The 15,031-nt window shown below is 52.0% G+C and carries 13 protein-coding genes; 8 read left to right on the plus strand and 5 right to left on the minus strand.

Annotated elements, in window-relative coordinates; genetic code table 11:
* The first annotated feature begins 12 nt into the window (after positions 1 to 12).
* Positions 13 to 498 (plus strand): hypothetical protein, encoded by a 486-nt coding sequence (locus BN1936_RS04055; protein WP_022444737.1) that lies wholly within the window; start codon positions 13 to 15, stop codon positions 496 to 498.
* Positions 499 to 650: 152 nt separating this feature from the next.
* Here BN1936_RS04055 and BN1936_RS04060 read toward each other — a convergent pair whose 3' ends face one another.
* On the minus strand, positions 651 to 1,613 hold the full coding sequence (locus tag BN1936_RS04060) for a C40 family peptidase (RefSeq protein ID WP_049686718.1): 963 nt from the start codon (positions 1,611 to 1,613) through the stop codon (positions 651 to 653).
* A gap of 492 nt (positions 1,614 to 2,105) precedes the next feature.
* Between BN1936_RS04060 and BN1936_RS04065 the strand changes: the two genes are divergently transcribed.
* Entirely contained in the window at positions 2,106 to 3,527 is a 1,422-nt protein-coding gene (locus BN1936_RS04065) for an MATE family efflux transporter (RefSeq protein ID WP_049686719.1), read from the plus strand.
* Between the two features lie 100 nt (positions 3,528 to 3,627).
* Here BN1936_RS04065 and BN1936_RS04070 read toward each other — a convergent pair whose 3' ends face one another.
* Positions 3,628 to 4,347, minus strand: coding sequence for an AlkZ-related protein (locus BN1936_RS04070; RefSeq protein ID WP_022443732.1), 720 nt, complete (start codon positions 4,345 to 4,347; stop codon positions 3,628 to 3,630).
* Between the two features lie 194 nt (positions 4,348 to 4,541).
* Here BN1936_RS04070 and BN1936_RS04075 point away from each other — a divergent pair, with 194 nt between their 5' ends.
* Positions 4,542 to 4,814, plus strand: coding sequence for a putative hemolysin (locus BN1936_RS04075; protein WP_022443733.1), 273 nt, complete (start codon positions 4,542 to 4,544; stop codon positions 4,812 to 4,814).
* 211 nt (positions 4,815 to 5,025) lie between these two features.
* Here BN1936_RS04075 and BN1936_RS04080 read toward each other — a convergent pair whose 3' ends face one another.
* Entirely contained in the window at positions 5,026 to 6,315 is a 1,290-nt protein-coding gene (locus BN1936_RS04080; protein ID WP_049686720.1) for an amidohydrolase, read from the minus strand.
* A gap of 323 nt (positions 6,316 to 6,638) precedes the next feature.
* Positions 6,639 to 6,902, minus strand: coding sequence for a hypothetical protein (locus BN1936_RS04085; protein ID WP_022443154.1), 264 nt, complete (start codon positions 6,900 to 6,902; stop codon positions 6,639 to 6,641).
* 587 nt (positions 6,903 to 7,489) lie between these two features.
* Here BN1936_RS04085 and BN1936_RS04090 point away from each other — a divergent pair.
* The 4 genes from BN1936_RS04090 (at position 7,490) to BN1936_RS04105 (ending at position 12,146) form a co-directional block, all read left to right on the plus strand.
* Complete coding sequence (locus BN1936_RS04090; protein WP_049686722.1) at positions 7,490 to 8,935, plus strand: ATP-dependent DNA helicase; 1,446 nt, start codon at positions 7,490 to 7,492, stop codon at positions 8,933 to 8,935.
* 100 nt (positions 8,936 to 9,035) lie between these two features.
* Complete coding sequence (locus tag BN1936_RS04095; RefSeq protein ID WP_049686723.1) at positions 9,036 to 10,190, plus strand: ATP-binding domain-containing protein; 1,155 nt, start codon at positions 9,036 to 9,038, stop codon at positions 10,188 to 10,190.
* 377 nt (positions 10,191 to 10,567) lie between these two features.
* On the plus strand, positions 10,568 to 11,599 hold the full coding sequence (locus BN1936_RS04100; protein ID WP_148521175.1) for a tetratricopeptide repeat protein: 1,032 nt from the start codon (positions 10,568 to 10,570) through the stop codon (positions 11,597 to 11,599).
* Positions 11,600 to 11,891: 292 nt separating this feature from the next.
* Positions 11,892 to 12,146 carry a hypothetical protein gene (locus BN1936_RS04105; protein WP_049686725.1) on the plus strand — a complete coding sequence of 85 codons (255 nt, stop codon included), beginning with the start codon at positions 11,892 to 11,894 and terminating at the stop codon, positions 12,144 to 12,146.
* Positions 12,147 to 12,604: 458 nt separating this feature from the next.
* On the opposite strand, the gene BN1936_RS04110 is transcribed toward BN1936_RS04105, so the two are convergent.
* Positions 12,605 to 12,997 (minus strand): hypothetical protein, encoded by a 393-nt coding sequence (locus tag BN1936_RS04110; protein ID WP_022443150.1) that lies wholly within the window; start codon positions 12,995 to 12,997, stop codon positions 12,605 to 12,607.
* 234 nt (positions 12,998 to 13,231) lie between these two features.
* Here BN1936_RS04110 and BN1936_RS04115 point away from each other — a divergent pair, with 234 nt between their 5' ends.
* A complete protein-coding gene (locus BN1936_RS04115; protein WP_082164455.1) occupies positions 13,232 to 14,719 on the plus strand; it encodes an FAD-dependent oxidoreductase in 1,488 nt (495 codons plus the stop codon).
* The last annotated feature ends 312 nt before the right edge of the window (positions 14,720 to 15,031 follow it).

Genomic DNA, 15,031 nt, shown 5'->3' on the forward strand with positions numbered 1-15,031 from the left:
CTGGCTACCTCAATGGTTGATGAATTCATTCAGTGGCTCTCCGCTCAGAACTGGAAAGTCATTCCTGCCGAAACCGCGACGCCGATTCCGGAGGACGTTCTCAGTCGCTACGGGCACGAAATCCCGCAGTCCTGGCTTAACTTCGCCGGGAAACTCGCGAAGTGCGAGGATCAGACCGGGAACAAGTGGTTCCTCGTGGGTCCGGACTTCAAGCCTGCGAAGACCGAGGACGACTGGAGCTGGAATGAGCTTGAGCTGATGGGGCTTGACGCGGCCGGAAAGGATAAGAAGTGGGCGAAGGAAGTGACAGACTTCTGGGACACCCATTTCCCGATCTACCTCTGCACCGATCCCGAGTATTACTACTACGCGATCGATATCGAGGATGGCTCGGTGATCACGAGCACGGAACCCGACTTTGAGGAACGCGCGAAGCGTGTCGCGGGGTCCTTCCCCGAGTTCCTCGCGAAGATTGTGTCAGGCGCGATCAAGCTCTGACCGAGAGCCTCTGACCAGGCATAACCGCGGCGTCCGGCGCATCCGGAACCGCGGTTTTTTATTGGGCGGGTATCTAACAGGCAAAATAAAAGCCCCGGCTGTTGAAACCGGGGCCCGTTTTGCCTTTATAGTGCGTGATTATTCTATAGCGGTCAGGAGTGGCCGTGGCGGCGGCCCTTCGCGTGACCTGAGGAGGCCTTCGCGACCACCACCTTCTTACCGGACGAGGCGCGGGTCTTGCCGGCGCGCGAGGCCTTCGCGACCTTAGCAGACTTCGATCCCTTCACGCGCTTCTCAGCCTTCGCGGATTTCTTGCCGTGACGGACCGAGGCGACGACCCGGGCGGGCTCCGCCTTCTCCTGATACTCAAGCGCGGGGCCGGGGTTAAACGCGGCGTCGCGGGACTCGGTATCGGCGATCTTTTCTTCGAGGTCATCCGTCGCCACTTCAACGTCTGAAGGAAGCTTATTCTTCGCGAGCTTCAGGCCTCCGACGTGACGCACCGAATAAAGGTGCCGCGCCCAGTAGCCCGTAAGCTCCGACTCCCGCACACGGTCACCGGAACGCGGCGCGTGAATAAAGTGCTCGGAATCCGTCATGATGCCGGTGTGGAAGCCGTTGGGACCGCGGTTTGTCTTGAAAACAACGATGTCGCCTGCCTTCGCGTCCGCGAGATCGACCCGCGTCCCAACGTGAGACTGAGAGACAGAGTCGCGGGGGAGCGTGATCCCCTGCTGCTGATAGACCCACCACACAAGCCCCGAACAATCAAAACCGCGCCCGGGCGTTTCAGCGCCGGCGCGGTACGGGGTTCCAAGCTGGGTTTCCGCGGTCTTGATCACGCGGAGACCGAACCCATGCGGGCGGTCAGAGGAGTTCAGGCTCGCCTCGCCATCCTTCTCGGGGGCGGAGCCAAGCGACGCCTTCGGAACCGAGATTTCCGTCGATTCCTGAAGCGTGGTGAGCGTATCGTAAATCGGATCCTGAACCTCGGGGGCTTGGAGATCAGCGAACGAAGCGGACGACATCATCAGAAGCGCAGCCAGCGCAAAAACGCTTTTCTGCCATCGGCCAGCCTTCGCTTTCTTCTGATTTCCTTCATCCGTCCGCGTCATTCTTATTCACCCAGTCCGCAAGTTAATTTCCAGTACCCGACGAAAAACTGTCATCCAGAATAGCAGGGTATGCACATGTTTGGGGCAGACGAAAAAAAGCGAATTTTTCATTTTTTGTCGTTTTGTTAAAATTTACGGTTTATTTTCAAATAATTATTAAAAATAGGTAGCCCCTAAGGAATAACCCTCTAAAGGGAAATCGGTAATGGGCGGGATCATCCGTATTCATGAGGCGATCAGCGGAATTCTCTCAAAAGAACGACTGTTTGCTTTTTATCATGATGGGTTTCGCCGGTTTCTTTCCATTTTGACGTGTTTGACTCTCATGCCCGTCTCCGGGTTAACACATCCGTTTTGTCTCCGGCTTCTAAGCAGTCTGGCTTAGAATGGCGCGGCGGCAAAGGAAGGCGGACACCGGGGACGATCAATCCCCTCTTCCCCTCTTCACCGCTTATACAAAAACAACAATTCAGCAACACACCTCATCTATCTATGAAAGACAGCGTTTCCCAGCGGCTGATCGGAAAGATCCGGTCGGGCGAGTCGTTTACGCGGGCCGAGGAACTTGCCCTCGTGATCCGGCTCTCGATCCCGGCGATCCTCGCGCAGTTCGCGAATGTTTTGATGCAGTACATCGATGCCGCCATGGTGGGTAACCTCGGCGCGGTCGAGGCTGCCGCTGTCGGTATTGTGTCGAGCACGATCTGGCTCTTCTGGGGCCTCGGGTCCGCGGGGATCACCGGGTACTCGGTACTGGCCTCGCAGGAAATCGGGGCGAAGTCATACCCCACAGCCCGGAAGCTTCTGCGGCAGGGGATCACGGTCGCGGTCGCGACCGGCGCGATTCTTGGCGCTGTGGGGCTCATGATCAGCCCCTGGCTCCCGGGGTTCCTTGGAGCCGGGGCAGACGTCGCGCGGGAAGGCACGAAATACTTCGCGATCTACACCGCCGCGATGCCGCTTCTCTTCCTTAGCTACGAAGCGGGGTCGATGCTCCGCGCGAGCGGCAATATCCGCGTCCCCTCGTTCCTCAATATCTTTATGTGCGTGGAGGACGTGGTCTTTAACTACTTCCTCATCTTCCCGACGCGGCTTGTCACGTTCCTCGGGTTCACGTTCACGATGCCAGGGGCCGGGATGGGCGTCGCGGGGGCGGCGTTGGGGACCGTGCTCGCCGAACTCTGCACCGCGGTCCCGATGCTCTGGTACGTCTGCACGAAGAGCCCCGAGCTCGCGATCCGGGGCGAAAAGGGAAGGTTCCTCCCCGAGTTCCCGCTGCTTAAAAAAGCATTCAAGATCGGGATTCCGGTCGGGCTTCAGCACACCGTGATGTGCTGCGCGCAGGTCGCGTCAACGATGATCGTGGCTCCTTTAGGCACGATAGCGATCGCGGCGAATTCACTTGCGATCACCGCGGAAAGCCTCTGCTATATGCCGGGGTACGGGGTTTCAGATGCCGCGGCCTCCCTCACCGGCCAATGCATCGGCGCGAGGCGCGAAAACCTCGCGATGCGGTTCGGTAAGATCGCGATCGCGACGGGGCTTGGCGTCATGACCGTGATGGGTGTTCTGATGTTTATCTTCGCCCCGATCATGATCGGCCTCATGTCGAACGTCCCCGAAATCATCGATCTCGGCGCGACGATCCTCCGGATCGAGGCATTCGCGGAACCGATGTTCGCGGCCTCGATCGTCGCCTACGGCGTCTTTATGGGCGCGGGAGACACCCTGATCCCCTGCCTCATGAATCTCGGCTCGATGTGGTTTGTGCGGCTTCCGGCCGCCTGGCTCCTCGCCCGCACCTTTGGCCTCAAGGGGGTCTGGATCGCGATGTGCGGTGAGCTCATTTTCCGGGGGATGATCTTCCTGCTGCGCTTCCGCTCAGGCAAATGGCTGAAGCACGGGAAGGCGTAGGGAAGGTTTGCCTCCCTCCACTCCTCCGGGAGGCATAGAGAATCGGATTCTGCATCAATACAGAATCCGATTTTTCGTGGGGGGACGCCGAAGCCTTGATTTAGGCGATAAAGGACGCGAGCTGCTCCTCCGTCGCCCGGGGAAGGATCTTCCGGAGATGCGCGAGGATCCGGTCGCGGGACTCGTGCGGCGTCCGGTCCACGTGAAGCGTGGACTCTCCGAAATAGGATTCCGGCGTCGTGTAGCGGGCGACTCCCCAACCGTAGGTGTTCCCCTTCCTGTCGCGGGAATACTCAAAATCCGAAATGATCACGTAGCCCGCCATCTGGAGGTGCGTGAGCGCGGTTTCAAAGCCTTCGCGTTGCCGCCCATCGTCGTCGCCTAACATCGAGTTGAGATGCGTGAGCCGCTCGCCGAAAGGATCGATCGCTTTCGTTCTCGGGCGGCTGTAGCCCGTGAAGGCCTTGAGTTCCTTCGAGAGGAGCGAATCCTCCCCCTTCAGTGTCTCAAGGATGAACTTTTCGTCTGCCGTCAGATGACGGCGGAACCTCCGGTAATTCACGAAATCCGGGTACCAGCCGCGCGAAATCCAGACCGCTTTCCCGCGATAAAACTTTCCATACGCGCTTTCACTCCGGGAAATGATCGGGCCTTTCCACTCCCAGTCCCCGTCGTTATCGTCGTTGAACCAGAATTCGGGAGGCGTTTTCTCTTCTAGCGACCACCCCTCAATCGGATTCCGGAAGAAAGGCAGGAACCCCAGCTCATCGATCAGATCGACGATATCCTCCATCCCTTCAATTTTTCCGTATCGGTCCATCGCGCGTAAGTCCTTTTTCCTTGAAACTGAATCCCGCTGCCGCTCTGCCCCTCGCGTTTCCGCCGCGTGAGAGACAAGGGTGCATATATGTAGAAGTGTAGCGGGAGCCGGAACGGCGGACGACACCTCGAACGGTTTCGCGTCGGCAGATAGAATAAAAAGGACATAGGTAATTTCTTTGAGGAACACAAACGATGAAGCCGCTTAAAGCGCTCGGAGCCGTGGGAGCCGCGTCCGCCGCTCTCCTCACAGGATGGGCGGGGACCGGATCCGCTTCTGATCAGCCCGCCTCTGAACCGATGGCCGGAATGGCTAACCCCGCTTCTGTCTGGTGCGTGAAGCACTATCACGGAATGCTTGAAATCAAAAAGGATAAGGATGGCGGCGAATACGCGATCTGCCATCTGCCGGACGGCCGCTCGATTGAGGAGTGGGAACTCTTCCGGGCTGATCACCCTGAAAAATAGGGGATCGGCGATCCGGACTTCAAGAAACACCTGAAGTTCGGAAGTAGCGAAAAACCAGAACAGGATCGGTCTCGCAAGGGACCGGTCCTGTTCTTTTATTCCCCGCCCGCGTCGCTCTTTCCAGCCGCCCGAAAAAAAGCCCCCGGTGTCATCCGTACCGGGGGCAAGCGCTGACTCTGCAAGTCAGTGGGAGAGAAAAATTGTTTCGGGATTACTTCCGGCCGAGCACTTCTTTCGCGATGCCGGCGAAGACTTCAAGACCCGGCTCGAGATTCACGGTGTCCTGGACATCAAAGTCCGGGCGGTGATGGCCGTGGTGCTCGCAGCCGTAGAGGAAGAACGCGGCGTTCCCGCCATGCGCCACCACGGCGCGCGTGAAGATCGTGCAGTCTTCAGAGGCCTGCGGGGCGGTTATTTCCTTCACTTCCTTCACGTCCTTCGCGGCAGCGGCGGCTTTGCGGACCACTTCCATCGCGGCGGGGGTGGCTTTCAAGGTCGTCGCTTCGCCGACCTTCGTGAGTTTCACTTCGACCCCCATCATCTCGGCCGCGCCTTTCACAACGGTCTGAGCCTTTTCCCACATGAAGTCACAGGCCTCCGACGTGGTGCCTCGCACCTCACACTCCATATGGGCGTGCGCCGGGGTGATGTTGCGGCCCGTACCGGCAACCAGTTTCCCGACCGAAATCCGGGTGTTGCCTTCAGACGTGCGGCTGATCGCGGAAAGCATCACCGCGGCGTTCGCGGCGGCAAGCAGCGCGCTGCGGCCCTTTTCCGGAGCCGCGCCCGCGTGGGACTCCAGCCCCGTGAAGTCCACATCAAACTTGACGGTCGCGAGGAACACGTCGTGACAGACACCGACTTCGTGCGAATGGCATTCAGTGCCGATATGACCGCCGAAGAACCAATCAACGTCATCCACGACACCAGCCGCGGTCATCGGGCTCGAACCGCGCGTCCCTTCTTCGGACGGCTGGAAAATGAGCTTCACTTTGCCAACGAGCTCATCCTTATGGTCCATCAGCCACCGGGCGACCCCGAGACCTACCGCGGTGTGAGCGTCGTGACCGCAGGCGTGCATCACGCCTTTGAACGTCGACGCGAACCCTTCTTTCGCCGGCAGGTGAACCGCCGGATCCTGCAGCTCCTGAATCGGGAGCGCGTCCATATCAAAGCGGAAAGCAAGCGTCGGACCGGGACGGCCAGTGTCCAGAATCCCCACCGCGCCCGTGTAGCCGCCCATTTCGGAGAGGAGGTCGTCCGACACCCCGGCTGACTTCGCGCGCTCAATCGCCGCGGCGACGAGTTTCTCGTCACGCCCGAGCACCGCCTCCGGTTTCACGACCTGCGTCCCGCAGAGCACCTGATACCCCAGAGCCCGAAGCCGCGTGATCACAGTCGCCGTCGTCTCGAACTCGGTCCAGCCGAGCTCCGGACGGGCATGAAACTTCCGGCGGGTCGCCACCATCTCAGGAACGTACGAATCAAAGTTATCAGCCATTTTCTTTTCTTTTCCGTAATGGAGATCTCCCGCCGTAGAGAGAGGGAACGTTGTCTTGCGGGAGATCTCCTGACACGGAAAATTTTCCCAAAGGGTAACCCCAAAAAACGAGGGTTTCCGAATTCATATATATGATTTGGGAAAAATACGGAAATCGGTTTTCCAGGGGAGAACGGCCAAAAGACCTGGAGCAAAAAGTCTGAAACGCCCATAAATCAACGCCTCCGGGGATGAACCGGAGGCGTTTTCAGGTGTGAAATCAGGCGGCTTTCGGCAGGAACGCCGTCTTCAATTGATGTATATGAATTGGAGAGGAAACCGGATTACGGAATTTTCCTTCCGCTGTGCGGGCACTTCTGAACCGGGATCACGACCACGCCGAAAATCCCGGTCTGAACGGGGAGCGGTTTTCCGCAGACCGGGCAGCACCAGACCTTCCGCGCCGCGGCTTTTGTCACCTGCAGCCCCGCGAAGATAAAGAGGACCTCGAGCGCGACGCGGCCCGCGAACCCCTGCATCGGGAGGATCGAGGCGAGGACGAGCGCGAACCGTTCTCCCAATGAGAGGAACTTACTTGGCATTCGCATGGGGAATTTGTCCGCCTAGGATATTGGGAGGCACATAGCCACCTGGCAGAGCTTCCTTGTCGGAACCCCCTGCGATCAGATCCGATGGCTTTCGAACGTATTCTTCGTGCGCTGCGATCACCATTCGTGAGTCAAGCACGATGTAGCCCTAATTACGAAGCATGGCTATCGCCTGTCCCGTCTTCATAAAAGACGCCTCATCGCCCTTAGCAGAAGATCAGTGACTGAAGCCGCGAGTTTCACCATATCAGCAACGGCTATGGGTTATGGGTGCAGGCAATTTCTGCACGGGCGGGAAATAATGAAAATAGAGAACGGACGCACCAAAACCATTAATAGCGGCAACGATGGCGGTCGTGATGTGAGCAATGCCCCAGCGTACGAAGTCCCCATGAGGTGGCCTTCGGTCAGATCAATATCGTTAGTTAACTAAACATGAGCGGGAATGGGATACCTTTGGAAGCTCACAGTTAGACCTAGATTGAAAAAGCCATTTCAATTCTTTTCCCTTGCTTTTGTTTCATCCCATCCCATTTCGTTTTATCTGAATGCTATAGTAAAAGAAGTTATCGCGATAGGTACAAAAAATGAGTGGTACAGGTAATTTTTCAAAGATCAAACAATTTTTCCCTGAAATGGGCGCAGAGGCAGAAAGCGCGGAACAGTTAATCGGAAAAGACAACCTCTCATCAGGCACCCGCTATCGACGTTTTCTAGAAGTATTCATAGATGAAGTTATATCTAAAGTTCTCAATGATGATGTAAGCAAGTACAAGAAACTGAGTCTGGCGGGGAAATTTGACTTCGTTTATAAAAATTTCCCGAAAACAATTCCTTCCGATATTTCAAGAGATTGCAAAGGCCTTAGGCTTTCCGGCAATTCGACCGTTCACCACTCGGACGATGACCTGAAATCGCCCGCAAAAACTAACGTACTGATTCAAAATAATTTCCGAGCATACAAACTTGGGCAATGGCTGTTAACGACTTTAGGGTATTCCGCCGACAGCATCGACTCATACAAAGAGCCTGTTTTAAACGAGGCACTTGCACAAAATATCTCTCGCATCGTTCAGAATGATGTACCTGATCTTCGACTTATTGACTTCTATGGTGATATCACCCTCAATGCTGACCAAAAGAAAGCTGTCGATGCGTTGCAAGGGTTCCTTGACGATAATACTGCCCGTGTTTTTGCCCTGTATGGTTATGCTGGAACAGGCAAGACTACCCTAATGAAAGGGCTATGCGAATACCTCTTCAGCTCCGGCAACAGCAATGCCTGGTTATTGGCTCCTACCGGCAAGGCTGCAAACGTATTAATGGCTAAAACCGGCCTACCGGCTAAGACTATTCACAGCCATATATACGAAATCATTGAAGACAAAATTTCTGAAAAGTTTGAATTAGAGAAACCAGAGCTTCCCCGCATACAAGGACGGCTGAAAGTATTACCCGAAGAGTTGAAAAATCCTATTTTGATAGTCGATGAAGCATCCATGATCGGCGACTCAGAAAATGCCGATGATGACGCAGTCAACGATCTCTCATCTATTAAATTCGGTTCGGGAAAACTTCTCAAAGATCTTTTGACCTTCGCCCACGCTACTGACTCTGACTTTACCGGCAAAATCATCTTTGTCGGTGATGAAGCGCAGCTTCCCCCCGTCGGCGCAAAAGTCTCTCCTGCATTCGATTTTTCTTATTTAGAAGAGGAATACAAGCTCAAATCAACAGGCTATAAGCTGACCGAAGTAGTACGCCAAAAAGGAGATAACGGCGTTTTATCTTTAGCCAATGAGTTGCATAAAGACATTGAAACCTCCTCCTTTTCAAAACTTGCTATTCAGTTTTCCAACGATGTTCGAAAAGCCGAGAAAGACGACATTATCAGCATATTTGATGAGGGATGGAAACATAAACCTCAAAAGCCTGTTGCAATCATTGCTCAAACAAACGCTGACGTTTTTCTATACAACCAAATGGTTAGAAAGCGTTACTTCAAGTCCGAAGGCCCCGATTCACCCGCGTGATCGACTGATGGTGTATCGGACAGTTCGACAAAACACAGATTACTTTTTTAACGGGGAATCTCTTCAGGTTAAAACAGTCTATGAACCTGAAATCCATCGTGTGAATTTTTACGTTAAAGATCCCAAGACAAAGGAAACTCATCATTTTGATACTACTCTTGTCTACCGACAAGTTGATTTTTATGATGAAAGTCATTCAGGGAATTACTACATACTGGAAAATTATCTTAACCAGTCAGATCCCCAGCTTGACCTTGAACTGTCGTGTGCTCTGAGAGAAGACTTCAAAAATCGACACAAGGAACTCTACAAAAATCTACCCGAGGGACTCAGCCGTGAAAAGATCCGTGAACAGATAAAACAAGCTAGACGCGATGACCCGTACCTGAATTGTCTTCTTGTGAAATATGGATATGCCATTACCTGCCACAAGTCGCAAGGCAGCGAATGGCCTTGGGTAGTGATTGTTTCTGAGAACCAAGAAAAAGGTCACTCTGATTTCTTCCGTTGGTACTACACAGCAATTACCCGTGCTAGCGAGCGCATTTACTTGGTCAACGAACCTCATATCACGCCATATAAACTCAAAGAGATCTCTCAAGACTGGAAACCTATTTTGAGTGACCCTGCTGAGGATTCTGCAACCTTATTAAAAGCAGAAAATACTCAAACTTCTAATGTTTCTCAAACCGAGCTTGCCTCCGAGAGGCAACGTCTAGCTATTCCTAATGACGGCAATTCCCGGATTATCTTCGATCAAGCTTGGCCTCTTATTGATAAAGACTCAGTTAAGTTTATAAATGCGAAAAGAAATCCGTATCAGGAACACTACCTTTTTTCAAACGATCAGGGAGAACCCGCCAAAATTGTTATTTACTATAACAAGAAAAAAATAACGAGAATTGAAGACAAAAGTCTTAATGAATTAAGTAATAAAATTACTGAAGCCCTTCAAAGCTTGACAGGTCTTCGATTTGATATGTTCCCCTCATCTGAACCCGTTCAGGATTTGGGAGATGATAATTTAAACGAGTTCCTAGATCTGCTTAAGCAATATTGTGACAAACAAAATATATCGGTTACATTAATCCGACATACACAATTCAGAATGGAGATTCTATTCATAAAAGAAGATCGCAGAACCATAATCGATTTCAACTACGACGGCAATCATAATGTCACAAAATTTGATTTCGATTCTGGATCTCATGCTCTGTATAACGAAATCAAGCCGATATTTAACGAAATTCGATAATTATTATGAGCACACGGGAAATTACAGCTATTAGAAAAGAAGGACGTTTAGACGAAGCATATGAAATGTGTCTGAAAGAGTTTCCTAACTTTCAGTCTTTGACAAATATTTATGAAATAGGTGCAGTGGGTTGGACCCTTATCAATCTAATAGACCGAGAGATTTTATAAAATAGAATAGAATCAGCTCTTCAGTATTTTAATGAACTTCTATCACTTAAAACCAACAACGGTGATGAAGAAGATATACTGTACAAAAGAGTTAACAAAATACAAACAAACTTCAATCTCTATGCTGCCGAACTTCACTCAAAAAAAGAAAATTTTGATATAGCAAAAAATTATTACTTAAGTGCAATAAAAGAGCAGCCTAATAACTTGAAAGCCAAAACTGGACTTGCATGGTTATTTTATAAATCAGCAAAGGAAGCTTTTAACAACAAAGATTGGCTGAAATCTAAATCAGAAATTAACCGATACATTAAATTAAATAATACAGATCTCCCGTCTAATTTAAATTCGAATTTTTTAACTTTAGCGTTGCGAATGAAACGTGAGTTAAAAAAGGAATTCAAATTTGGCATATTCCTACGGCTTTGGAAGACTAAAAACTTCTCTCCAGCTGATTGGGAGAAAAAAGAGGATTATGACAGTACAGCCGTCCAGGCTATCTATGCAGCATGCAAAGAAGCGTATGACGAAGCCAAAAAGGCAGAAAATCCTCCCTCTCCTGAATCAATTGCATTTTTTACCAATGAGCTTCTTCCACTGGTAGCCAGAGAAATGCCTGCCTGTAAGTACGGCGAATGGTTCCCTCTGTACGAATGTCGTATTCATTTGTGGCTTGGCGATACTGACTTGGCTTTTAAGGAAGCACTTGAGATAGTGCGTAAAAAGAGTTCCGAATTCTGGGCCTGGTCACTGCTGGCAGTAATTTTGATCGCCCAAGGTAAACATGATGATGCTTTTACATGCCTTGTAAAATCAGCCACTTGTCCCGGCGAGGAAAAGTTTAGGTTTTCAGTTCGGTTTGATTTAGCTCGCCGTCTGGTTGAGCGGAAAATGTACCCTGAAGCCAAGTTTGAAGCGGATCGTGGAAGAGAAGGTATTGAATTCTACGGCCATGATGTCCCTGATGATATAGCTGCCCTTGAAGGCATTCCCGAATACGCCGCTGCTCCTACCCTTAAAGACATTAAGGCTTTATATAGAAAATACCTATCCAGCGCTAATGAATTGCTTCTGGGCAATCTGCCATGGTTCGAAGCAATTCTCGGCAATAAATTCACGAAGAAAAAATCTCCTGAAGACAAAAATAGGAAAGCCTTTCTTCAATATCTACATAAAAAATGCAATCGGCAAAGTGCTGTCCTGCTCAGTCTCTGCTCGTGCATTGAACGACTTGACTGAAACAGAAGAAGGTTCCCCGATTAAGGTCAAAGGAGAATGGGACGGCGACCGATTTAAAGTTTTTCAAGCGTCAGCTCGTCTCAACGGTGCTTCGTGGGACCTGATAAAACCCGAATCTGCCATAGTGGAGAATGTAAATTCTTCGAAACACTGTGTTTACTGTGTCTTCCCTGACATGAACGGTGTAGTGATTCCCTTTGACCGTCTAAAGGGCATTAAAGCAGAACCCGGAGATATCCTGGACATTCGTCGTATTCAACGCAGAACTTAAGATGGAGTTCGATGGAATGTTGTGGAGATAGCAAAGTCTGAAAAGGATCTCCCAACATTGAAAACTCAGTTTAAGGGCAAATATGAAATAGTTGTAGGCAAGCCTTTTGCCTTCGTAAAGGCTGATACTAGGAGTGTTTTCGTTCCACCTCCCCTTGTGACAGTGACAGACTTAGATGATGAAATGACTGTTGAAGGAATCGCCATAAAAGGCGACAAAGGATGGAAAGCTATCAGCATCAATGCCTGTGAACCATCTGATGCTATGTTGTCTTAACGTATGACAAACGAAGTCAAATCAGAAGATCGTTCTAATTCAGCATTCACCAATTTAATCAGAGCCTCTATTTGCACTTGAAGTGATAATTCGCCCTGTTAAAGAGGTGTGCGGTTGTCGTTCGACTCTATTCAATAGGATAAAGGATGGAACATTTCCGCGCGGGCGAACAACCATCTGCAATCGCCGACTTTGGAGCGAATCGACTGTTAAGGTGTATGTTGAGGAACGTCGATCGACAAAGAAGCAAATTCGGCAAGCCTCTTACTAAAATCGGCTCAACACCAAACCGCTACGAAAAGTAGCGGTTTTTCGTTCTACCTATGTCAAAATGTATGGCATGGCCAAGAACGTCAAGATTTCCGTTTAAATTCAACGGCTATCAGCTGACAGCTCGACTCAGGAGGAACACCGCCCTCAATTTGATATATATATATGAATTGAGGCAAGAATCCCGGTTACGGAATCCTTGTGCCGCAGTGCGGGCATTTCTGAACCGGAATCACGACGACCCCGAGAAGCCCGGTCTGCACGGGGAGCGGTTTTCCGCAGACGGGGCAGCACCAGACCTTCTGCACCGCGGCTTTCGTGACCTGCAGCCCCGCGAAGATAAAGAGAACCGCGAGCGCGATCCGGCCCGCGAACCCCTGTATCGGAAGGATCGTGGCTAGCACCAGCGCGAACATGAAGGTCGCGGTGGTCCCGAAAACGGAATAGAGCTGCGCCTTCTTATAGGTCTGCGTCTCCATCCCGGGAACCGGGTGCATCCGCTGCTTCGCGAAGTACCGAAGGACGAGCCAGAGGACCAGCACCCCGCCCCAGATAATCCAGAAAGTATTGCCGCCCGTCATAGCGCCGGCTCCTAAAGTAAACACCCTGACCCGTCAATTTTACCCGTCTCCTGAAATTCCTTAACTGTATCCGAAAAAATAAGATATCTCACCGTTTTTTATGATTACAACTGACACAATAATTTCCTCGCTATAGCACGATAAAGCGCCTAGACTATACGGTGGGTGTTGGGGATCCAATCAATATACGGATGCTATCAAATGAGCGTCCGTCCATGAGGAGTGAAGAGAAAGATGAGTGAAGAATTGGAATTTTTCAGGCGTCCTGAGCCGATCACCCAGTGCGACGAAACCGTGGAATGCGATGTGGCGGTTGTGGGTGCCGGGTCGCCAGGTGTCCCCTGCGCGATCCGCGCGGGTGAGCTCGGAATGAAGGTCGCGGTGCTGCAGAAGGAATCCTACGCGTCCGCCTGCGGCAACTTCGGGGCCGGCATTCTCCTCGATAAAAGTGATCCTGAGCAGGTTGAAGCCTGCGTGTCGCTTCTCGTCGCGGGGTCGGATTACCGCGCGAAGCGGGGCGTCCTCGAAACCTGGGCGAAGAATTCCGGAGTCGCCGTCTCCTGGATGGTCGACCGCGCGAAGAAAGCGGGCTGCCAGGTGGTCGATATGGGAACCACGCCGCATAAGGCGTTCCTCGCGAAGGAAGGCTGGGATAAGCTCAACTTCACGACCTGCGTGTTCGGGCCGAAGCCCTATAACACGGGAGTTGCCGTGCAGGAGCTCGCCGACTGGGCGGAGAAGAACCTCCCCGTGAAGGTGTACTACAAGACTCCCGCCGTGCAGCTGATCCAGGATGAGACAGGCCGCGTCACGGGCGTCATCGGCAAGGACCGCGCCGGAAAATACATCCGCTTCAACGCGAAGAAGGGTGTCGTGATGGCCACCGGTGACTACGCGAACGATAAGCGGATGATGGATTACTACCTGCCGGATGTCACGAACCTTGAGCTGAAGCGCCGGGGGCGCGACGGTGACGGCCAGAAGATGATCGTCTGGGCAGGCGGCCGCATGGAAAACGTCGGCCACACGAAGATGGTCCACGATATGGACGCGGGTCCCGCGACGATGATGAGTCACCCGTACCTCCGCGTGAAGGCCTCGACCGGCCGCCGCTTCTCAAGCGAAATGGTGCCGATGGAATACATGAACTGCTTCCTTCTCTCGAAGGAAGACGCCGGTCACTACTGCCAAATCTTTGACTCGAACTATATCGAGCAGGCAAAGAAGCTCGGGCTCCCGGTGGAAGACACCGAGTCGCTGAAGAACTGGATGCCGGAAGAGAAGATCGAGCATAAGGGCGTGATGGAAGGCCTGATCGATACCTGGAAATCGGATACGATGGAAGAACTCGCGAAGAAGCTCCGCATTCAGGACGTTCCGGCGTTCCTTGAAACCGTGAAGCGCTATAACGAGATGGCGCATGCCGGAGCCGATACCGAATTCGGCGTTCCGGCGGATCACCTCTGCCCGGTCGAAGTGGGTCCGTTTTATGGCATCCATCGCCACGTTCGGTTCACGGTCGGTTGCTCCGGAGTCGAAATCAACGAGCGGCTCGAATGCCTCGATAAGGACGATAAGCCGATCCCGGGTCTCTACGCGATCGGGAACCTCGCCGGCAACTTCTACGGGTCGGTCGACTATCCGCTTGATATCTTCGGACTCAACCTCGGACACAATTACACTGAGGGCTATGTGGTCGCGGAGGAGCTCGCGAAGCTCTGAAGATAAGTCCCACCCCTTCGCGGGGTGAAATTTAAATCGCAAATCGAAGGAGGAATCCCGGAATTTCCGGGGTTCCTCTTTTTTGTGTCCCTATCCTTGCGTAAACCATTTTAGTTATCGGGTATTTTCTACCCATATTGGGGAATTTCGTGTCAAAAAAATCCTGATCTCTTTTCTTTCATTTCTATAAAATAGAAAGAACGAATTGATCTGATCTGGAGGCTATCTTCAGCGATCTTCCGGGATTCTGTCACGAACAGATGGCTTCATCGCAAGCGTCGCTCTTTATCCGAGGGAAAGATGTTTTCCCCG

The organism is Dakarella massiliensis (assembly GCF_001182045.1).
In the GTDB taxonomy this organism is placed as follows: Bacteria; Pseudomonadota; Gammaproteobacteria; order Burkholderiales; family Burkholderiaceae_F; genus Mesosutterella; species Mesosutterella massiliensis.